The organism is Brevundimonas denitrificans, from assembly GCF_030160755.1.
Classification (GTDB): domain Bacteria; phylum Pseudomonadota; class Alphaproteobacteria; order Caulobacterales; family Caulobacteraceae; genus Brevundimonas; species Brevundimonas denitrificans.
Window position 1 is genome coordinate 1 of sequence record NZ_BSOY01000021.1, and the last position, 20432, is coordinate 20432.

19 protein-coding genes and 1 pseudogene are annotated in these 20432 nt (G+C 70.0%); 8 read left to right on the forward strand and 12 right to left on the reverse strand.

Annotated features, from left to right (window positions below):
* The 3 genes and pseudogenes from QQJ79_RS06325 to QQJ79_RS06335 form a co-directional block, all read right to left on the reverse strand.
* Window positions 1–318 (reverse strand): annotated as a pseudogene (locus QQJ79_RS06325) (PAS domain-containing sensor histidine kinase); the annotation flags it as partial.
* Window positions 319–425: 107 nt separating this feature from the next.
* Window positions 426–998, reverse strand: a complete 573-nt coding sequence (locus tag QQJ79_RS06330) for a hypothetical protein (protein WP_284222077.1) — start codon at window positions 996–998, stop codon at window positions 426–428.
* Window positions 999–1091: 93 nt separating this feature from the next.
* On the reverse strand, window positions 1092–1502 hold the full coding sequence (locus tag QQJ79_RS06335) for a CBS domain-containing protein (protein WP_284222078.1): 411 nt from the start codon (window positions 1500–1502) through the stop codon (window positions 1092–1094).
* Window positions 1503–1668: 166 nt separating this feature from the next.
* Between QQJ79_RS06335 and QQJ79_RS06340 the strand changes: the two genes are divergently transcribed.
* Window positions 1669–2061 (forward strand): hypothetical protein, encoded by a 393-nt coding sequence (locus tag QQJ79_RS06340; protein ID WP_284222079.1) that lies wholly within the window; start codon window positions 1669–1671, stop codon window positions 2059–2061.
* 99 nt (window positions 2062–2160) lie between these two features.
* Entirely contained in the window at window positions 2161–3675 is a 1515-nt protein-coding gene (gene amaB, locus QQJ79_RS06345; RefSeq protein ID WP_284222080.1) for an L-piperidine-6-carboxylate dehydrogenase, read from the forward strand.
* Between the two features lie 99 nt (window positions 3676–3774).
* Here the strand turns inward: amaB and QQJ79_RS06350 are convergent, their stop codons facing one another.
* Together QQJ79_RS06350 and QQJ79_RS06355 are read right to left on the reverse strand one after the other, a co-directional pair.
* Window positions 3775–4971: a winged helix-turn-helix domain-containing protein gene (locus QQJ79_RS06350; protein WP_284222081.1), complete on the reverse strand. Its 1197-nt coding sequence runs from the start codon at window positions 4969–4971 to the stop codon at window positions 3775–3777.
* A gap of 66 nt (window positions 4972–5037) precedes the next feature.
* On the reverse strand, window positions 5038–6903 hold the full coding sequence (locus tag QQJ79_RS06355) for a vWA domain-containing protein (protein WP_284222082.1): 1866 nt from the start codon (window positions 6901–6903) through the stop codon (window positions 5038–5040).
* Window positions 6904–7065: 162 nt separating this feature from the next.
* Here QQJ79_RS06355 and QQJ79_RS06360 point away from each other — a divergent pair, with 162 nt between their 5' ends.
* The 3 genes from QQJ79_RS06360 to QQJ79_RS06370 all read left to right on the forward strand — a co-directional run bounded on the left by QQJ79_RS06360 (window position 7066) and on the right by QQJ79_RS06370 (window position 10401).
* On the forward strand, window positions 7066–8922 hold the full coding sequence (locus QQJ79_RS06360) for a monovalent cation:proton antiporter-2 (CPA2) family protein (RefSeq protein ID WP_284222083.1): 1857 nt from the start codon (window positions 7066–7068) through the stop codon (window positions 8920–8922).
* A 41-nt stretch (window positions 8923–8963) separates the two neighbouring features.
* Complete coding sequence (gene dusA, locus QQJ79_RS06365) at window positions 8964–9977, forward strand: tRNA dihydrouridine(20/20a) synthase DusA (RefSeq protein WP_284222084.1); 1014 nt, start codon at window positions 8964–8966, stop codon at window positions 9975–9977.
* Between the two features lie 112 nt (window positions 9978–10089).
* A complete protein-coding gene (locus tag QQJ79_RS06370) occupies window positions 10090–10401 on the forward strand; it encodes a hypothetical protein (protein ID WP_284222085.1) in 312 nt (103 codons plus the stop codon).
* Here the strand turns inward: QQJ79_RS06370 and QQJ79_RS06375 are convergent.
* From QQJ79_RS06375 to QQJ79_RS06400, 6 genes are all read right to left on the reverse strand, one after another.
* Entirely contained in the window at window positions 10398–11024 is a 627-nt protein-coding gene (locus tag QQJ79_RS06375) for a DUF4126 domain-containing protein (RefSeq protein WP_284222086.1), read from the reverse strand. The two genes, QQJ79_RS06370 and QQJ79_RS06375, sit on opposite strands and share 4 nt — an antisense overlap.
* 122 nt (window positions 11025–11146) lie before the next feature.
* The gene (locus QQJ79_RS06380) at window positions 11147–11434 is read right to left on the reverse strand and encodes a GNAT family N-acetyltransferase (RefSeq protein ID WP_284222087.1); all 288 of its coding nucleotides are present in this window, start codon (window positions 11432–11434) and stop codon (window positions 11147–11149) included.
* Between the two features lie 109 nt (window positions 11435–11543).
* Window positions 11544–11963, reverse strand: coding sequence for a hypothetical protein (locus tag QQJ79_RS06385; protein ID WP_284222088.1), 420 nt, complete (start codon window positions 11961–11963; stop codon window positions 11544–11546).
* A gap of 12 nt (window positions 11964–11975) precedes the next feature.
* Window positions 11976–12614, reverse strand: a complete 639-nt coding sequence (locus QQJ79_RS06390) for a hypothetical protein (RefSeq protein ID WP_284222089.1) — start codon at window positions 12612–12614, stop codon at window positions 11976–11978.
* Between the two features lie 61 nt (window positions 12615–12675).
* Entirely contained in the window at window positions 12676–13068 is a 393-nt protein-coding gene (folB, locus tag QQJ79_RS06395) for a dihydroneopterin aldolase (protein WP_284222090.1), read from the reverse strand.
* A 3-nt stretch (window positions 13069–13071) separates the two neighbouring features.
* Window positions 13072–13842, reverse strand: a complete 771-nt coding sequence (locus QQJ79_RS06400; RefSeq protein WP_284222091.1) for an SDR family oxidoreductase — start codon at window positions 13840–13842, stop codon at window positions 13072–13074.
* 131 nt (window positions 13843–13973) lie between these two features.
* Between QQJ79_RS06400 and QQJ79_RS06405 the strand changes: the two genes are divergently transcribed.
* Genes QQJ79_RS06405 through uvrC form a run of 3 tightly spaced genes read left to right on the forward strand, consistent with a single transcriptional unit; the run spans window position 13974 to window position 16833 of the window.
* The gene (locus tag QQJ79_RS06405; protein ID WP_431307576.1) at window positions 13974–14468 is read left to right on the forward strand and encodes an NUDIX domain-containing protein; all 495 of its coding nucleotides are present in this window, start codon (window positions 13974–13976) and stop codon (window positions 14466–14468) included.
* A gap of 9 nt (window positions 14469–14477) precedes the next feature.
* On the forward strand, window positions 14478–14924 hold the full coding sequence (locus QQJ79_RS06410; protein ID WP_284222092.1) for a DMT family transporter: 447 nt from the start codon (window positions 14478–14480) through the stop codon (window positions 14922–14924).
* Window positions 14925–14940: 16 nt separating this feature from the next.
* Window positions 14941–16833 (forward strand): excinuclease ABC subunit UvrC, encoded by a 1893-nt coding sequence (uvrC, locus tag QQJ79_RS06415; protein WP_284222093.1) that lies wholly within the window; start codon window positions 14941–14943, stop codon window positions 16831–16833.
* A 70-nt stretch (window positions 16834–16903) separates the two neighbouring features.
* Here the strand turns inward: uvrC and QQJ79_RS06420 are convergent, their stop codons facing one another.
* Window positions 16904–20173 carry a M10 family metallopeptidase C-terminal domain-containing protein gene (locus QQJ79_RS06420; protein ID WP_284222094.1) on the reverse strand — a complete coding sequence of 1090 codons (3270 nt, stop codon included), beginning with the start codon at window positions 20171–20173 and terminating at the stop codon, window positions 16904–16906.
* Window positions 20174–20432 lie beyond the last annotated feature (259 nt).

A 20432-nucleotide genomic window follows, 5' to 3' on the forward strand; every position in this document is an offset into this window, starting at 1 on the left:
GGCGGCGCGGGCGCGTTCGACGGCGATCTGCGGCTGGCCCGTCGAGCCGGCCGCCGCGGCGCGAACCGCGGCCTCGACGGGTCCGAGGCGGGTCTCGATCTCAAGCGCCAGGAGCCGCGCCTCGCGGTCCACGGCCGACAGCCTCAGGGCGTCGGCTTCGTGACCGGGACGCGCGATCTCGCGGGCGAACAGCAGCACATAGGCTGCCACCGCCAGGGTCACGGTCAATATGGCGATCCGCAACCAGGGCGGCGGGGCCTTGCGCCGGTCCGCCGTGCGCCGCCCCTCGCTCGTTATGCGGCGCTCTTCACCCCGCAAGGCGCTCTCCCCAAGGTTTCGACGACGAACGGCGAATCTAGGCTGCGTCGCGGATTCCTGTCGAGGCTTGGTTAGAAACCATCAACCTTTTGTCGCGCAGCCAGGTCTCAGGCGGCCCGCGATTCCCGCGGCGAGGCGGCGGCGTCGCCGGGGGCGGCCAGCACGTCGGTGACCGACTTCAGCACGGTCCGGGCCTCGCGGGCCAGCATCTGCATTTCAGGCGGCGCGTCGTCCGGCGCCTCATCGACCGAGGCGGCCAGCCGCTCGGCCAGCGCCATCAGGCGTGGGGCCGCGGCGATCAGCCGGGCCTGGAATTCGATCTGGTCGGGGTCGCGGTCGTATTCCGCGCCGGGCACCCGCCATCCGCCCCAGTCCGCCTTGTCGGTCACGACGACCGGATAGGTGCCGGGGAAGGGATGGTGCGGACAGTCGTCCGCGGTCTGCCACTTGTTGCGCGCCCGCATCAGCCGCCAGGTCTCGCCGGCGTTGGCGGCCGGGTCCTCGGTGGGCAGCAGCAGTTCGTGACCAAGGAATTCGCGGCCCAGCCCGACGTCATAGGTGACGCGGACCGGCTCCTCGAACCCCTTGGCCCAGACAGGCTGGACCTTCTCGATCTGGGCCCATGCGCCGACGCATTCGACCCAGACCTTCTGTCCCTTCTGGAACTGCGCGCGCGCCATGGGCGTCTCCCGTATTCGACGGGAACCCTCTCACGGCGCGATGAACGCCCGGTTTGGCGAAAGGGTGAAGCGATTCCTAACGCGCGGCCGGGCTCAGGCGCGCGAGATGTCTTCCAGCGCCTCGCCGGCGTATTTTTCCTTCACCCGCGTGGACAGGTCGCCGAGCGAAACCACCCCGACCAGCCGGTCATCCTTGTCCAGCACCGGCAGCCGGCGGATCTGTTTCGTGCCCATGGCGTCCAGCACGGTCTTCAGGTCGTCGTCGGCCCGGGCCGTGTGCGGATCGCGCGAGATATACTCAACCACCGGCGAGGTGCAGGCGGCGCCGCCGGCCACCGCCCGCACGGCGATGTCGCGATCGGTGATCGTGCCGATCAGGGTGTCGCCGTCCGCCACCGGCATGAAGCCGAAATCGCCGGCGCTCATCCGCGCGGCCACGTCCTGCAGGGTGTCGCCGGGGCGGGCGACCTGCACGTCCTTGCTCATCACGTCGCGAACTTTCATCGGGCACTCTCCTTGGATGGGTCGCCATCAAAACCCCCGTCCGCGCCGCCGGTTCCGGTTCAGACACATGACTGCCGGACAACAAGCCTCTCAGGGTCGTGTCAGGCTCCGCATGGTTTTCTGCCTCCACGGTCCGCTCGGGATCGGAAGGTTGAGGAATACGACAATGAAAACCGCCATGATCCGGAAGGCCCTGCTTTCCACGCTGGCGGCGACGGCGGTCATGACGGCCACCCCGGCGCTGGCCCAGCAGGTCACCTTCTCCGTCGGCGTGGGCTCGCCGGGCTACAGCCAGGGCTATGGCTACAACCGCGGCTACGGCAATGATCTGCAGTACCGCGCCCAGCGCCTCGCGCAGCAGATTGACCGCGCCTCGTACAACGGCCGCGTCAGCCGCGGCGAGGCCCAACGGCTGCGCTGGGAGATGCAGGAGTACCGCAGCCTCGAATGGCGCTACGCCCGCGACGGCCGGCTGAGCCAGCGGGAGTACGCCGCCCTGAGCTACCGTCTGGATCGTATCCAGGCCCTGCTCCGGATGGAGCGCCGCGACCGCTGGTAGGTCCGGCGGGATGAAGGGAGGGCCGCCCCGGCGACGGGGCGGCCCTTTCGCTTTGGCTCCGGCCCCGCTAAGTCGCGCGGGCCAGCCGGAGCCCGCCCCATGACTGTCCCGACCGCCGCCGCCGCCGCCGAATGCCGAGACATCCTGACCCGCCTCGGCGTGCCCGCGTCGGTCTGGAGCTCCGACGGGTTCGAGGCCCGCTCGCCTATAGACGGCTCGGTCGCCGGCCGCGTGGCTGAAACACCCGACCTCGACGTCGTCGCCGACCGCGCGACCGCCGCCTTCCACCAGTGGAAACGCCTCCCCGCCCCGCGCCGCGGCGAACTGGTCCGCCTGCTCGGCGAGGAACTGCGCGCGTCGAAGGACGACCTCGCCCGGCTGGTGACCCTCGAAGCCGGCAAGATCGTCTCCGAGGGCCTAGGCGAGGTGCAGGAGATGATCGACATCTGCGACTTCGCCGTCGGCCTGTCGCGGCAGATCTACGGCCTGACCATCGCCTCCGAGCGGCCGGGGCATCACATGCGCGAGACCTGGCAGCCGCTGGGGCCGGTGCTGGTCATTTCGGCCTTCAACTTTCCGGTCGCCGTCTGGGCCTGGAACGCCTGCCTCGCCCTCGTCTGCGGCGATCCGGTGATCTGGAAGCCGTCGGAGAAGACCCCCCTGACGGCCCTGGCGACCCAGGCCGTCCTCGACCGCGCCATCGCCCGCTTCGGCGAGGCGCCGGAAGGCCTGGCCCAGCTGGTCATCGGCGGCCGCGAGGCCGGCGAGGCCCTGGCGGCCGACCCGCGCATCCCGCTGGTCTCCGCCACCGGTTCGACCCGTATGGGCCGCGCCGTGGCCCAGACCGTCGCCGCCCGTCTCGGCCGCAGCCTGCTGGAGCTCGGCGGCAACAACGCCATGATCGTGACGCCCAGCGCCGATCTCGACATGGCCGTCCGCGCCATCGCCTTCTCGGCTGTCGGCACCTGCGGCCAGCGCTGCACCACCCTGCGCCGCCTGCTGGTCCATGAGAGCATCGCCGACGCCCTGATCGCCCGCCTGAAGGCGGCCTATGAAACCCTGCCTGTCGGCGACCCGCGCGGGGACGGCGTCCTGATCGGCCCGCTGATCGACGAAGCCGCCGGCGCGGCCTTCGACGACGCCCTGATGCAGGCCGAGGCCGAGGGCGGCGAGGTCGTCGTCGGCGGAACCCGGGGCGCCGAGGGGCCGGGCGTCTACGTCCGCCCCGCCATCGTCCGCATGCCGGCGCAAACCGCCGTGGTCCAGCACGAGACCTTCGCGCCGATCCTCTACGTCCTGACATGGTCAGACTTCGACGAGGCCGTGGCGATGCAGAACGCCGTGCCCCAGGGCCTGTCGTCCTGCGTCTTCACCGACAGCGTGCGCGAGGCCGAAGCCTTCCTCTCCGCCTGGGGCTCCGACTGCGGCATCGCCAACGTCAACATCGGCCCCTCCGGCGCCGAGATCGGCGGGGCCTTCGGCGGCGAGAAGGACACCGGCGGCGGCCGCGAATCCGGCTCGGACGCGTGGAAGGCCTATATGCGCCGCCAGACCCAGACGGTGAATTTCAGCCGCGAACTGCCGCTGGCCCAGGGGGTGAAGTTCGAGGTGTGAGCGGGTGGTGAGTGATCAGTGGTTAGTGGCTAGTGGCTGCGGCGGTTGCAGCCGCGCGTCGTCACCGGCGGCCCGCCGGACGCACCCACCCACTAACCACTAGCCACTAATCACTCGCTCCAGCGCCTCCGCCAGATCCCCCTTGCCGACCACCTCGACCCCTTCCAGGCCCAGCCAGGCGGCCATCCGCCGCAGCTCCGCCGCCAGCCGCGCGGCCGTCTCCGGCGTCGCGTCGGGCTCGCGCCACGCCGCCTGCACCAAGAGCTTTCCCGCCTTGCGGTCGGACTTCAGATCGACCCGCGCCGTGATCGTCTCGTCCTCGAGGAAGGGCAGGACATAGTAGCCGTGGGCCCGCTTGTGGGCCGGGGTGTAGATCTCCAGCCGCACCTTGACCCCGAACAGGCGCTCGGTGCGGTCGCGGGTCCAGATCAGATTGTCGAATGGTGACAACAACGCCGCGCCCGTCACCTTGCGCGGCGTCTTCGCCCCGGCGGCCAGATACGCCGGCTGCCGCCAGCCCTTGATCGACACCGGCGTCAGCTCGCCCGCCTCGACCAGTTCCGCAATCCGTTCGCGCGCATCGGCCAACGGCAGCCGGAAATAGTCCCGCAGGTCCGCCGCCGTCGCCACGCCCATGGCCCGCGCCCCGATGCGGACCAGTTCGCGCTGGGCGTCGGCCTCCGTGGGCGTCGGCAGGTCGACGATGCGGGCGGGCAGGGCGCGTTCGGTCAGGTCATAGACCCGCTCGAATCCGTTGCGCGTCTTGGTGGTGATCAGCCCGGCCCAGAACAGCCACTCCAGCGCCCGCTTGCCGTCCGACCATGACCACCAGCCGGGCGCCCCGCGCGGGCCTTCCGCGAAGTCGCCGCCGGTGACCGGCCCGCGCCGTTCGATCTCGGCCAGCACCCCTTCGATATAGTCGCCCTTCTCGCGCCCGAACCGCGACAGGCCGGTCCACATGGCCCCGCCCCGCGCCCGCTCCATCCGCCAGCGCAGCAGCGGCTGCAGCTCCAGCGGCAGCAGCGAGGCTTCATGGCCCCAGTATTCGAACAGTCCCCGCCGCGCGCCCCAGGCCTCGGTCTCCAGCGCCTCGCGCGGATAGTCGCCCAGCCGCGAGAAGCCCGGCAGATAGTGGGTCCGCGTCACCACATTGACGCTGTCGATCTGGATCACCCCCAGCCGCCGGGCGACGTCACGGACATGGCTGCGGCCCGGCGCCGCGGGCTGCGCCCGCCCGAACCACTGGGCGGCCAGGGCGATGCGGCGGGCGGTTTTGGGAGAGAGGGTTTCGGTCACCCCGTCAACCTAGCGGGAGTCTCCCGGCGCGCCAGATGACCAGCGCGCCAGGATGGCGGAAATCGGCTACGGCGCCGTCCGCGCCGGCAGCCCCTGCGCCGCCCGGATCATCTGCACGAACTCGGCCCGCTCGCCGTAGGGGTCTTCCCCGCGCGCGCCCTGCGCCTGTTGCAGCACGGCGTCCCAGTCGAAGCCGTCGCCCAGCCACGGATCGCCGCGCAGCCGCTGGCCGAAGGCGGCCACCGCGATGGCCCAGCGCGTGCTCTCCGGCGGCTGGGCCGAGACCCGGTCCCCGCCCGCATTGGCCACGACCCGCTGCATCAGCCGCGAGTCGCGCTCGCCCGGCAGTTTGTAGCGGACCTGCACGAAACCGACCTCGCCGTCCGGATCGCCCCCGCCGACGCCGAGACTGTTGCGGTTCTCGGGGTAGCGCCGCTCACCCATCTGGCTGGGGCCGCCCACCGGGGTGATCTCATACAGCGCCGTCACCGAGGCGCCCGATCCGACCTCGCCGGCGTCGACGCGGTCGTTGTTGAAATCGGCCTCGTTCAGCAACCGGGTCTCATAGCCGATCAGCCGGTATTCCGAGACGCGGGCCGGGTTGAACTCGACCTGGATCTTGACGTCGTCGGCGATGGGGAAGGCTCCCCGGTCGAAGGCCGGGCCGAACAGCCGCCGCGCCTCGTTCAGATCGTCGACATAGGCCGCCGTGCCGTTGCCGGCCTGGGCGATCGTCTGCATCCGCGCGTCCTGGTAGTTGCCGCGCCCGAAGCCGTAGACCGACAGATAGATGCCGGTCTCGCGCTTGGCCTCGACATAGTCTTCCAGCCGCAGGTTGTCGGTGACGCCGACGTTGAAGTCGCCGTCGGTGAACATCAGGATGCGGTTGACCCGGTCGCGGGCGAAATTCGCCTGGGCCTGGTCATAGGCGTTGGTCATGCCGGTCGCCCCGGCCGTGCCGCCCGATGCATACAGGCTGGCCACGGCGCAGCGCAGCTTCAGCTTCTGGTCGCCCGGCGTCGGGGCCAGCCGGGTGCCCGCGCCCTCGGCGTAGAAGGTCACCGCCGCCGTGTCCTGCGGCCGCAGCCGGTCGATGATCAGGTTCATCGACTTCTGCGCCAGCGCCAGCTTGTCCGGGCTGTCCATCGAGCCGGAGACGTCGACCAGGAAGGTCAGGTTTAGCGGCCGCCGCTCGGCTTCGGGCAGTTCATAGCCCTGCAGGGCGACGTGGACGATCTGCCGCCCCGGCCCCCACGGCGATGCGGTCACGGCCGTGGTGATGGCGAAAGGCTCCGTCGCCGAGCCCGGCCGCTCATAGCCGAAGTCGAAATAGTTGATCAGCTCCTCGACCCGCACCGCGTCGGCGGGCGGCGCACGCCCCTCGTCGATGAAGCGCCGGACGTTGGCGTAGCTGGCCGTGTCGACGTCGATCGAGAAGGTCGAGACCGGCTCGTCCGCGACGCGGCGCACCGGGTTGGGCGTGGCGTCGGGATAGCGTTCGGTGTCGGGCGTGACCGGCGTGCCGGGGAGCCGGGAGTTGGAAAGGGCGGGGGCGTTCGAGAGATAGCCGGCGGCCCCCGGCGGGATGCGCGAACCGGAGACCACCACTTCGTTCACTCCAGCTGCAGGCGCGACGACGGGCGGTGGCGGCGGCGCCGGAGGGGGAGGCGGCGGCGGTGCGGGGGGAGGCGGCGGGCCTCCCACATAGGCCGGCGCGCCGGCGCTTCGTGCGGCGTAGTTCGCGTTGCCCCGCTCTTCCGGCAGGGTGAAGCCGAACACCCGGCAGGCGGCGGGCGAGACCACGCCGTCCGACGGCTTGTCGGGATCGATCGGCCGGCCCTCCTGGGCCATGACAGGCAGGGGCGCCATCGGGGCGGCGAGGGCCAGGCTGACGAGACCGACGAGGCCTCGTTTCAACGGACGTTTCGACATCGCTCGTCTCCCCTTGGGTTGTGTGAACCCCATCAGGCATCCCGGCCTCGGGCGAAACTGTGGCGCGCGGTTCTGACGAAGCCTGACGGTGAACCGCCGCGCCCGGGGTGGCGCATCGGCGCATCTCCCCCCACTATCCAGCGACGCCGCAGGGGACGAGAGATGCACGAGACGACCAGTATGGGGCTGGGTCACGCGGTGGCGCTGCTGGCGGCCATGGTCGTCGCCGCCACCCTGTTCCGCCGCTTCGGCCTGGGCGCCGTCCTCGGCTATCTGGCCGCCGGCCTGCTGATCGGCCCGTCCGCGCTCGGCGTGGTGGATGATCCCCAGTCGGTGCTGCACGTCGCCGAGTTCGGCGTCGTCATGTTCCTGTTCATCATCGGTCTGGAGATGCGGCCCGCCCGCCTGTGGAGCCTGCGCAAGGAGATCTTCGGCCTCGGCGCCGTGCAGGTCCTCGCCTGCGCCCTGCTGTTGACCGGGATCGCCCTGCTGGCGGGTCTGGCCTGGTACGCCGCCCTGATCGCCGGCTTCGGCTTCGCCCTGTCGTCCACCGCCATCGTCATGCAGCTGCTGCAGGAGCGGAACGAGAACACCGAACCGGGCGGCCAGCGCGTGGTCTCCATCCTGCTGTTCGAGGACCTCGCCATCGTGCCGCTTCTGGCGCTGGTGGCGGTGCTGGCCGGCGCGTACGGCTCCGCGGTCGAGACCGGCTATCCGATCTGGATGACCATCGGCCTGGCCATCGCCGCCGTCGCCCTGGTCTATGTCGCGGGCCGCTGGATCGTGAACCCCTTCTTCCGCCTGCTGGCGCGCTACGGCGGCCGCGAGGTCATGACCATGGGCGCCCTGTTCGTGGTGCTGGGGGCTGCTTACGCGATGAACCTCGGCGGCCTGTCCATGGCCATGGGCGCCTTCCTGGCCGGGGTCCTGCTGTCGGAATCGACCTTCCGTCACCAGCTCGAGGCCGACGTCGAGCCGTTCCGCGGCCTTCTGCTGGGCCTGTTCTTCCTCAGCGTCGGCATGTCGCTGGATCTGCGCGTCGTGGTCGCCGACTGGGCCTGGGTGCTGGGCGGGCTGGCCGCCTTCATGACCGCCAAGATGGTCGCGGTCTACGCCGTCGCCCGCATCCGGCAGAAGCACGGCGAGGGCCTGCTGCGCGCGGCCCTGATGGGCGAGGGGGGCGAGTTCGCCTTCGTCCTCTATTCGACCGCCTTCGCCGCCGGCCTGTTCGACGCCCGCACCGCCGCTATCCTCTCGGCGGTGGTCATCTTGTCCATGGCCCTGACCCCGCTCCGGGTCATGCTGGCCGACCGCCTGCGCCCGAACGAGGCCCTGTCGCCGGACGACGCCGACGGCGTGGATCGCGCGAAGGACCTGCGCGAGCGGGTGCTGATCATCGGCTTCGGCCGCTTCGCCCAGGTGGTGTCCCAGCCGCTGCTGGCCCGCGACGTGGACGTCTCCATCATCGATACGGACGTCGAGATGATCCAGGCCGCCGGCAATTTCGGGTTCAAGGTCTTCTACGGCGACGGATCGCGCCTCGATGTCCTGCGCGCCTCGGGGGCGGAGAACGCCGAGACCGTCCTCGTCTGCGTCGACAAGCCCGAGGTCGCCGACCGCATCGTCGAACTGGTCAAGGCGGAATTCCCCCTGACCAAACTGTTCGTCCGCGCCTTCGACCGCGGCCATTCCCTGCGCCTCGTCGAGGCCGGGGTCGAATACCAGCTGCGCGAGACCTTCGAGAGCGCCCTGGTCTTCGGCCATCAGGTGCTGATCGACCTCGGCTTTTCGGACGAGGAGGCGCGCGAGACCATCGAGGACGTCCGCCGTCGCGACGAGGAGCGGTTCACCCTGCAACTGTCCGGCGGGCTCCAGGCCGGTCGCTCCCTGATGCGCGGCAACATCGCCACGCCCCGGCCCGCGCCCTACGTCAAACCCCGCCGCGAGGGCCGGGCCCTCAACGAGGAGGCCGCCGAGGCGCTGGAAGACGAGGACGAGCGCGAAAAGGCCGGGGCCTGACGGTCGCCTCCGCGTCCGGTTTGGTGTAGAGCCCGCGCCCGATGAACCGCCGTCTCTCGATCGCCCCCATGATGGACTGGACCGACCGGCACTGCCGGGCGTTCCATCGCGCCCTGACGGCCGAGGCCCTGCTCTATACCGAGATGGTCACCGCCCCGGCCGTGCTCCACGGCGACCGCGAGCGGCTGCTGGGTTTCGACGCCGTCGAACATCCGGTGGCCCTGCAACTGGGCGGATCCGACCCGGCCCAGCTGGCCGAGGCCGCCCGCATCGGCGCGGCCTTCGGCTATGACGAGATCAATCTGAACGTCGGCTGCCCCTCCGACCGGGTCCAGTCCGGCCGTTTCGGCGCCTGCCTGATGCGTGAGCCCGGACTGGTCGCCGACTGCATGGCCGCCATCAAGGAGGCGGTCTCCGTCCCCGCCACGGTCAAATGCCGCATCGGCGTGGACGACCAGGACCCGCAGGTCTCGCTGTTCGCCACCGTGGACGCCTGCGCCGCCGTCGGCATCGAGGTCTTCATCATCCACGCCCGCATGGCCTGGCTGAAGGGTCTGTCGCCCAAGGAAAACCGGGATGTGCCGCCGCTCGACTATGGTCTGGTGCGGCGACTGAAGCGCGAGCGGCCGCATCTGTCCGTCTCGATCAACGGCGGCGTCGCCTCGCTGGACGAGGCCGAGGCCCATCTGGACGCCGGCGACGGGGTGCAGCTGGACGGCGTCATGCTGGGCCGCGCCGCCTATCATGAGCCGGCCATCCTCGGTCAGGTCGACCGTCGCCTGTTCGGGGCCGCGACGCCCGACATCGACGCCTTCGCCGCCATCGACCGCTACCGTCCCTATCTGGCGGCGCGGCTGGAGGAGGGCGTGCCTCTGCCGGCCATGACCCGCCACATGCTGGGCCTGATGCATGGCCGCCCGGGCGCCCGCGCGTACCGCCGCATCCTGACGGTGGACTCCATCCCGCCCGGCGCCGGGATCGAGGTCGTCGACCGCGCCGTGGACGCGGTCCGCGAGGCCGAGGCCCGGCTGGAGCTGCGCGGCGAGGCGGCCTGATCGGGCCCCTGTGATTCAGCGGCCACACCGTCACAACAACCCACAGCCGCTTCGCCCGTCAGGGGAACGCCCCGGCGCCGCTTCGCATTGGTTGGGCCAAGGAGTCCATTCGATGCCCAAGACCCAGCCCGCCAAGCCCGATCTGCGCCTCGTCTCCGCCGAGGCCGAAGTGTATGATCTGATGCGCACCCCCGTGACCACGGCGGACCGGGTCAAACGGCTGCAGATGGAGGCCCGCGCCCTCGCCGTCGAACAGGTCGAGGCGTTGGAAAAGCTGCTGCTGCAAGCCTCGGCCATGGCCCAGGAAATCGCCGACGGCGGCGACGCCTATCCCGTCGGCGCGCGTGAACTGGCCGGCCGTCTGGCCTCCGACCTCCCGGCCAAGGCGCAGACCCTGAAAGCCGTGGCCAGCCGGTCGCTCTAGGCCGGCTCCATCTCGCGTCGGGCGCGGAGTCCGCGCGCCAGCCGGAACACCACCACGATCAGGATGATCACGACGATCGGGATGACGATCGGCGCCAGGAAGGCGACGATCACGGTCAGGAAGGCCAGCACGTCCTCAACCAGCGAGACGAGCGGATTGCCCAGCCCGCCGGTGGTCGCCGTCGATCCGACCCTCACCCCCGTCTGGGCCGCATTGAAGGCCAGGGCCGCCGGGGCGCCGACGATCAGGCCGGCGATGGCCGCCGCCGAGGGATCGACGTTCCAGAATACGCTGCCCGCCGCGATCGCGCCCGCCACCGGCCGGGTGACATAGCCGATGGCGTTCAGCCCGTGGTCGATGGCCGGCACCTTGTCCCCCGCGAACTCCGCCACGGTCGCCGTCGCCAGCGCCGCGATGGCGGGCCATGAGACCAGCCAGTCCATCTGGTCGATCAGGCGCACGCCGAACATCTCGAACTTCGCCGCCAGCGCCAGCATCAGCAGCGGCAGGAAGGTGCGCAGCCCGGTCGCCGAGGCGAGGCCGAGCCCCAGCAGCGCGGGCAGCACCCAGGTCTGCATCGGCCCGGCGGCGGCGCTGAGGGAGGACAGGTCGAGGTCGGGCATGGGTCGGCTCCGGGTCGTTCCTCACACAATGCGCGGGAAGCCCGGTCCGCTCCATCGGCAAATCCGCCCAGGCCGCGTCGGATCGAGAAGGCGCAGCCTTCTGACCGCGGCCAACAGCTATCTCAGGCCTTGATGTCGTCGAACTCCGGATGCCGCTTCAGCCAGGCGACGGCGTAGCTGCACCGCGGGGCCAGCTTCAGTCCTTCAGCCCGGGCATGCTCGCCCAGCGCCTGCATGAACTGCCCGGCCGCGCCCGTGCCGCGCAGGGCCGGGTCGGCCTCGACATGCAGGATCACCCGCGTCGTCCCCTGCACCGCATAGTCGGCGAAGACCGTGCGCAATTGTCCCTGGGGATCGGCGAACCCCTGTTCGAATCGCTGGTCGGCGCGGACGTCGCGAAGATCGGTCATGTGCGGCCTCGGCTGTGTCGGAAAGCGGACATCCAGCCAACACCGGAGCCGGCGAAGGCGTTCCCCGAAAACCCGCGAAAGCTGGGATTCGTCGGGAGCCGCCGGTCCTTCAGGGGGCCTTGTCGCCCAGCAGGTTGATCAGACCGATGATGCTCCTGATCGTGAACCAGACGGTCAGGAACAGCAGTCCCAGCCCAAGCAACAGCGCGACCGGTATCAGGACGAAGCCCAGGTCGTTCACGGCGAGGAATGAGACCACGCAGATCGCGATGCCGATCCACAGCAGGATGGTCCACCAGAACACCGACCAGAACAGGCGGATCTGGGCGTCGATATGGGCCCGCGACAGGCCGTCCGATCCGCCGCGGCCGGCATAGGCGACGATCAGGCCGACGATGACCAGCAGGTTAGCGCTGGGCAGGGACAGGATGTACAGGCCCCAGGCGATCAACGCCGCCGGCCGGCCTTCAGAGTCATGGCCGGTGGTGAAGCGCGGCTCCCTGGGGGCGTCGGGCGATGCGTCGGCCATGGCGTCTCTCCGTCAGATCCACCAGCCGCGCGGATCGGCGATCGCGCGGCCGGACTTCAGGGTCCAAACGCCCCAGGCCCCGCGAAGCACCATCCAGATGGCGAGAGCGAACAGGATCGGCACGCCGAGTGCGAAGGGCGCGGCCAGCAGGATCACCCCGGCCACGGCCGCGACCGCCGCGGCCCACAGGGTCCGCTGCTGATAGATGAAGTGCGACGAGGACAGATCGTCCTCGGGGCCCGCCCGTCCCGTGACGGCGAACAGGCCGATCGCCGCCGACACGCCGACGGTCGGCACCGCGAACAGGATCAGGGCGTAGACGGCGTACAGGCCCAGGCCGCCGCCGGGGATCGCGACGGTCTCGGCGCGCCGGCGTCGACGCGTCGAGAACTCGCGCGACGGCGCAAAGACGGAACCGGCCTCGACCGGCGTCGACTCCGGCGGGAGAGGCTCGTCCTCGAACAGCTCTTCTTCCGGCTCGGGCTGTTCCTCAGCTTCGGGCTCGGGCTCCGGTTCGGGCTCCGGCTCAGCCACGCGCAAGCGGCCTTCCAGCGACGCCGGCGTGGCGAAGCCGATCAGGTCGTCGTCGTGTTCGTGCCCAGGGTCGTCCAGTGGGTCGTCCGTGTGGGGGGGATCGCCGGGTTCGGCCATCGGATATCCTTCAGTCCGGTCCAAGTAATGACCGCGCCTCGCTTTCGGCGCAACCGCGCCGTCAGCGCGCGAGCACCACCTCGCAGCCGGCGGCGGCGGCGGCGTCCAGCGCGCCCGGCTTTTCGATCCGCACGGTGCAGCGCCTCACCCGCCCGTCATCCAGACAGGCCGTGGCCAGCCGTTCCGCGAAGGTCTCGACCAGTCCGACATGGCCTTCGGCTGTGATGGCGCGGGCCGCGGCGGCGACGGTCTCATAGTTGATGGTGTCCGCCAGCCGCTCGACCGGCGCGGGCGCCAGCTCCAGCGTCACATCGATGACCAGGGTCTGCAGACGCCCCTGTTCGTGGTCGTGCACGCCGATGCCCGCCTCGACCCTCAGGCCGCGCACGAACACGGTCAGGCCCTCGCGGCGGGGGCCGTCGACAGCGGGAAGGGGCAGGGGCGAAACGGTCAAGGCCTACTCCACAATATCCGGGGTCCGCCATGCCAGGTGCTGGCCCCCGTCGACGGCGATCATCTGGCCCGTCACCTGGGCCGCGTCCACCAGCCAGCGCACGGCTTCGGCCACGGCCTCGGGACTGCCGGCGCGTTGCAGCGGCGTCGCCCGCGCCTCGGCCTCGAACTCTCCGGCCGCCTGGTGCACCGACGGCAGGGTCGGGCCGGGGCCGACGCCGTTGACGCGGATGCGCGGGGCCAGGGCCTGGGCCATGGTCCGGGTCGCGACCCACAGGGCCGATTTGGACAGGCCGTAGGAGAAGAAGCGCGGATCGGGCTTCAGCACCCGCTGATCCAGAATATTGATGATCGCCGACCCGTCCGCGGCCTGGGCCGCGAACCCCTGGGCCAGCAGCACGGGCGCGCGCAGGTTGACGTCCATATGAGAGGACCAGCTCTCGCCGGTGATGGTGTCCAGCCGGTCGTCGGCGAACACCGAGGCGTTGTTGACCAGCACCGAAAGCGGCCCCAGCGCCTCCGCCGCGCGGCCGATCAGGGCGTGGGTCGCGACCACGTCGGCGAGGTCGGCCGACAGGCAGACGGCGCGCCGGCCCAGGGCCTCGATCTCGCCCGCCACGCCCGCCGCCTCCTCTGCCGAGGCGCGATGGTGGATCGCCACGTCGAACCCGGCGGCGGCCAGTTCAAGACAGATCGCCCGGCCGATGCGCTTCGCCCCGCCGGTGACAAGGGCGGCGCCGCGCCGTTCACCGTGGCGGGCCGGAGCCTCAGTCAACCCGGCCGAACTCGACGAAATTGATCAGGGCGAAGACGGCGACGAAGCCGAGGATGATGTAGAGGGCCAGCATGGAAACGCTCCTTTAGCGGGCCCGCAATAAAGCCCCGCGCGCGGGTGTTCAAGAACGCATGACGGCCTATCGTCGCCCCATGACGACTTGGCGCACCCGGATCGAGCCCTTCACCCGCCCGCTGTTCTTCGCCTGGTCGCGGATGAGCCGCGGCATGACCCTCGGCGTGCGCGGCCTTGCGGTCGACGCTGAGAGCCGCGTCCTGCTGGTCAAACACACCTATCTGCACGGCTGGTGGCTGCCCGGCGGCGGCGTCGAGCGCGGCCAGACCTGTGAGGACGCCCTCGCCCGCGAGCTGCGCGAGGAGGCCGGCCTCATCATCGAGGGCCGCCCGACCCTGGTCAGCGTCCACGCCAACGAACGCTTCTTCCGCGGCGACCATGTGCTGGTCTACCGCATCGACCGCTTCTCGATGACCGACCGCACCAGCCACGGCGAGATCGCGGAGGTCGGCTGGTTCGACCCGGCGGACCTGCCGGACGATACGCACCGGGCGACGCGGGCGCGGTTGGCCGAAATCTTCAACGGTGCGGACCGCGCGACAAGCTGGTAGCCAGAGCCCATGAACCCCAACCTCCTCGCCATGATCGCCGTCGTCCTCGCGGGCGGCGCCACCGCCCTCCAGGCCCCGACCAACGCCAAGCTCATGGGCGCCGTCGGCTCGCCGGTGAACGCCGCCTTCGTCTCCTTCGCCATCGGGACGGCGGCGCTGGGGATCCTCGCCGTCATCCTTCAGGCGAAGCCCGATGTCGCGGCGGCGCGCGGCCTGCCCTGGTACATCTGGGTCGGCGGCCTCTATGGCGCTATCTTCGTCGTCGCCGCGGCCTGGGGCGTGCCGCGGCTCGGCGTCGCCCTGACCATCACCCTTATGGTCGCCGGACAGCTTCTGGTCGGCCTGCTGCTCGACCATTTCGGAGCCTTCGGCGCGCCGCAGCAGCCGATCAGCTGGGGCCGCGCGGCCGGCGTCGCCCTGGTTCTGGCCGGCGTCCTTATGGTCCGCCGCTTCTAGGCCTATATCGGTCCCGATGACCGAGGCGCCGATTCCCGAGAGCGAGACCGAGGCCGGCGCCCTCAAGGCCGCCGAGCTGATCCGCGACGAGGCCCGCCGCGCGCCGGACAAGCCGGGCGTCTACCGCATGTACGGCGAGGACGGGACCTGCCTCTATGTCGGCAAGGCGCGCTCCATAAAAAAGCGCATCCTCCAGTACGCCCAGGGCCGCTTCCACACCCAGCGCATCGGCCTGATGGTCTCCCTGACCCGCTCGATGGAGCTGGTCATCACCGCCTCCGAGACCGAGGCCCTGCTGCTCGAATCCAGCTTCATCAAACAGCTGAAGCCGCGGTTCAACGTGGTGCTGCGCGACGACAAGTCGTTCGCCGAACTGATGATCCGCAAGGATCACCGCGCCCCCCAGGTGCGCAAGCACCGCGGGGCCCACACCACCCCCGGCGACTATTTCGGCCCCTTCGCCTCGACCTGGGCGGTGAACCGGACCCTGAACACCCTGCAGAAGGCCTTCCTGCTGCGGTCATGCTCCGACAGCGTCTACGAGACCCGCACCCGACCCTGCATGCTGCACCAGATCAAGCGCTGCTCCGCCCCCTGCACCGGCCTGATCTCGCTCGAGGACTACGCCGGCCTGGTCGACGAGGCCTCGGCCTTCCTGAAGGGCAAGTCGCGCGCCGTCATCGCCCGCCTGTCCGACGAGATGAGCGCTGCCGCCGAGGCCATGGACTATGAACAGGCCGCCCGTGTCCGCGACCGCATCCGCGCCCTGTCCGCCATCTCGATGGAGAATTCCGTCAGCGCCGACAGCGTGGCCGAGGCCGACGTCTTCGCCCTGTTCAGCGAGGGCGGCCAGGCCTGCGTCCAGGTCTTCTTCTATCGCGGCGGCCAGAACTGGGGCGGCCGCGCCTATTTCCCGCGCGTCGACAAGACTGACACGGACCCGGAAATCCTCGCCGCCTTCCTCGGCCAGTTCTACGAGGACAAGCCCATCCCGCGCCTGATCCTCTCCAACGTCCGCCCGCACGAGCTGGAGCTGCTGGAGGAGGCCTTCTCGATGAAGGCCGAACGCAAGGTCGAGATCGCCAACCCACGCCGAGGCGACAAGCTGAGCCTCGTCGACCACGCCCTGACCAACGCCCGCGAGGCCCTGGGCCGCAAGATGGCCGAGGGCTCGGCCCAGGGCAAAATCCTCGACGAGGTCTGCGAGGCCTTCGGTCTGGACAGCCGGCCCGAGCGGATCGAGATCTACGACAACGCCCACATCCAGGGGACCAACGCCGTCGGCGGCATGGTCGTGGCCGGGCCCGAGGGCTTCCAGAAGTCGCAGTATCGCAAGTTCAACATCCGCGGCGAGGACCTCACCCCCGGCGACGACTACGGCATGATGCGCGAGGTCATGCGCCGCCGCTTCTCGCGCCTCGTGAAGGACGAGGACGCGGGGGAGGAGGTGGTCCGCCCCGACCTGCTGCTGATCGACGGCGGCGCCGGCCAGCTGGCCGAGGTGCTGGCCGTTCTGGCCGATCTGGGGCTGGACGACATCACCGCCGTCGGCGTGGCCAAGGGGCCTGATCGCGACGCGGGCATGGAGCGGTTCTTCATGCCGGGCCGCCCGCCCTTCATGCTGCCGCTGAAATCGCCGGCGCTCTATTACATCCAGCGTCTGCGCGACGAGGCGCACCGCTTCGCCAACGGCGCCCACCGCACCCGCCGCTCGATGGACATCAAGAAAAACCCGCTCGACGAGATCGAGGGCATCGGCCCGGGCCGCAAGAAGGCCCTGCTGCACGCCTTCGGCTCCGCCAAGGGCGTCGGCCGCGCCTCGGTGGTCGACCTGGTCAAGGTCGAGGGCATCAACCAGCCGATGGCGGAACGGATCCACGCCTTCTTCCACCCGGAGACCCGGCGCTAGTTCCGGGCATGGCCCGCAGGGGGAAGCGTGGCTCCCCCTGCGGTCGGTCAGGGCATCGGCCTCAGCAGGCTCAAGCCCACATGGCATCCCGATGCGGAGCGAAGTCGGACCAGTCCTCCGTCAGCGTCAGACTGTCGCCGGCGGTGTTGAACGGGTTCTCGCGGGCCAGGGACATCAGCATTTCCCGGGCCATTTCCATCTCCGTGATCGAAGGCGCTCCGATGTCGAAGATGTCCGTCGCCGTGGGCATGACGGGCGGGGCGTCGTCGAACTTGCCGGTCAGGACGAAGCCGTCATCCATGGCCGGCAGGACCTCCGGCCAGCCGCCGTCCTTCATGGCGGCGAACAGGTAGCCGTCATCGGCCGGAACATCGAACAGGGAGAGCGTCTCCTCCGTATCGCCGTCGCGGGTTCCGAAGTCCGTGCTTCCAAACCCGTCGCGGACCAGGCTCGGGGCGCCGTCGTCGACGCCGGGCAGCGTCTGCGGTCCGTCGAACGCGGCCTTGTCGCCGGTTGATCCGGGCAGGACCTCGGGTTGGGGGGCGGTCTTGTCGCGGGCCTCGCCCGGCAGAACCTGGGGCTGGGCCGCGGCCTGGTTTCCGGCCGGCGTCAGGGCGGCGAGTTGCTGCGCGGTGAAAACAGAGCCGTCGGCGAACTGGAAGCTCTCGATGTCGCGACCGCCGTTGGCGATCTGCAGCTGCCCCGATCCCTGATCGTTCTGCCACATGATCATCATGGCCAGACCCTCGCTCGGGTAGCTGTCGCGATAGTCCTGATACGCAATCGTCACGTCCCCGGCGTTGAGGTCGGTGAAGACCACCCGATCCGCCGTCCCGCTTGTCGCGCCTTCTCCCGCTGAGCCGATATACGCCAGGCCGGATTCGGTCCCGTAGACATAGGTATCGTCTCCACCCTCGCCGAAGAGATACTGGAACTCGCCGGCGACGCCTGCGCCGGCGTTGAGGAGGTCCGCGCCCTCGCCGCCGTACAACCGGTCTGTTCCGGCGCCGCCGAAGATCAGATCAGCGGACGCCGCGCCCGAGCCGGTCGAGGAATACGTTCCACCCGACTGGGGCGTGAGTTGCAGGGTGTTGAAGACGGCGCCGTCGGCGAACTGGAAGCTTTCGATATCACGGGCGCCATTGGCGATCTGCAACTGTCCCGACGCTTCGCCATTCTGCCACATGATCATCATGGCAAGGCCTTCGGCCGGATAGCTGTCGCGATAGTCCTGGTGTCCGAGGATCACGTCCGAGGCGTCAAGATCCGAAACGACGACCCGATCCGCGGCGCCGGTCGCGGCGCCTTCTCCGCGTGAACCTATGTAGACCAGGCCGGATTCGCTTCCGTAGACATAGGTGTCGTCTCCGCCCTCGCCGAAGAGATACTGGAACTCGCCGGCGACGCCCGCTCCGGCGTCGAGACGGTCCGCGCCCTCGCCGCCGATGAGCGTGTTCGCCACGGCGTTGCCGGTCAGGATGTCGTTGCCGTCGCCGCCGGTGGCCCGCTCGATGTCGACCCCGTTGGCGATGGTGAAGCCGGTCCAGGCGCCCATGGCGAAGGAGACCCGGCCGCCGCCGCCCTCCTCGTACTGCAGGGTCGCGGCGCGCAGATCGATGGTGGCGTCGCGCGAGCCGACGTAGCGGATCTCGTCATTGCCGCCGCCGTCCCAGATGGTGCTGTAGTAGTGGCCGGCGCCGTTGGTGTCCTCGATCGTGTAGACGTCGTCGCCGGTCGCCCACTCCTCGTTGACGCCGTACTTGTCCTGCAGCACGGCGATGTCCAGCGCCGCCAGCGTGCCCATCCAGCCGTAGTGGTCGGCCTGCATCTCCAGGCCTCCGGAACTGGGGCCTCCGTGGCCGGCCGGCCGACCGCCGACGCCGCCGGTTTCGTTCCAGCCGTCGTTGTAGGACATGATGGTGTACATCTGCTGGCTCAGGCCGAAGTCGCCGTACTGGCCGCCGATGGCGCCCTCGACCGGGTCTTCGCTCGGCTCGGCGCCGCGCATGACCGGGCCGCCGCCGCCGGTGTCGTGCGGGTGTTTCATGCCATGGCCGTGCCCCCACTCGTGCAGCAGGGTCGGGAAGAAGAAGCCGCCCTGGCTGACGCCCTCCTCGGTCCAGCGGTAGTCGCCGGCGTTGATCTCCGTCTGCCCCTCGTTCTGCTCGCCCGGAGGACTCATGCGGCCCAGCAGGCTGGCGCCCGCGCCGGGCGTCCCCTGGTAGATGATGATCTTGATGTCGGCGTCGGCGCGGTTGTCGACTTCGACGTATTTGAGGTCGGTGACCTGTTCGTAGATGCCCATGGTGGCCCGGAAGGCGTCCTTCTCCCACTGCAGCATCTCACGAGCCTGCAGCGTGGTTTCCAGCCCGGGATTGAGCGGATCGTCGCTCAGGAAGACGTCGCCCTGTTTGGCGAAATAGACCTTCATCACATTCTTGCCGACGATGCCGTATTCGGTGTTGGTGATCGGCGTCCCGCCGTCCGCCACGCCGTTGTCGGTCCGGGTTCCGTTGTTCCCATCGGGGTTGCGGACGGTGTGATCCCAGGTGCTGCCCCAGTCCAGCGAGTCGAGCAGGGCGTTGGGCGCCTGTCCGGCGGCGGAGTAGAAGCGGGGCAGGGGCGCGTCGGCGGCCGCCACTTCCTGCACCGTGAGCTTGTAGTCCCCGACGTGGTCGCCGTCGGTCCCGTTGGTCGGGTCCTGGTCGAAGCTGCGGGCGTTGATGAAGTAGGTCCCGGTCTCGGTGGCCGTGAAGAACAGCTTGGCGTCGAGGCCGGACGGCGTGGTGTTGCTGCCGCCGTCGGCCTCGGCCAGCAGGGTGGTCCCGTCGGCGCCGTAGAGCTCGATATAGGCGTCCGCCAGCGGCACGCCGCTCAGCAGCGTTCCGTCGCCCGTTGCGGTGCCGCCGACGTGCAGCAGTTGGGAGATTGCATAGGTCTTGCCGGCGACAAGGGTCACGGAGAAGAAGTCCTGGTCGTTGAAGTCCTCGATCACGCCATAGGTCGTGGAGCCGACGGTGATGGCCTGGGCCGTGCCGGCGCTGTCGCCGCCGACGGTGTCGAGCAGCAGCGGGTTGGTGACGGTGTCCACGCCGGGAACCCGGACCCGGTCGCCGACGCCGTCGCGGAAGAAGCTGGTCCAGCCCTTGCCGCAGCCGCACCCGCAACTGAGGCTCCACGACGCCACCGCCGCCTCGCCGTCGCGATTGTCATTGGCGGCGAACACAAGCGGAGCCATCGATGCCGAATGGGTCGCGTTCGCGAGATCGAGTTGCTCGAACGGCGAGGTATAGGCGTCATTCAACGCGGCCGCGCGAGCGGCTTTTGACGTACCGACCATGGACTGTAACCCTCCTGTTGCGGACGCCCGGCCGACGGCGGGGGCGTCTCCCAATGTGTTCAACGAACGGGGTCAGCGGATTCATCCGCACCCGCCGCCGGAAGACAGAAGCGCCCTCGTGGGACGCCCCATCCGCAAAGGTCTCTCGCCCACAGGAGGCGTTGCCGACCGATGATATCGGACGAGGGCGTTAACTGTGTCCGGAAGAAATTGTTCCGACCTGTCCCTCCCGGCGGAAACACAGTGTCGCCCCCTCTCC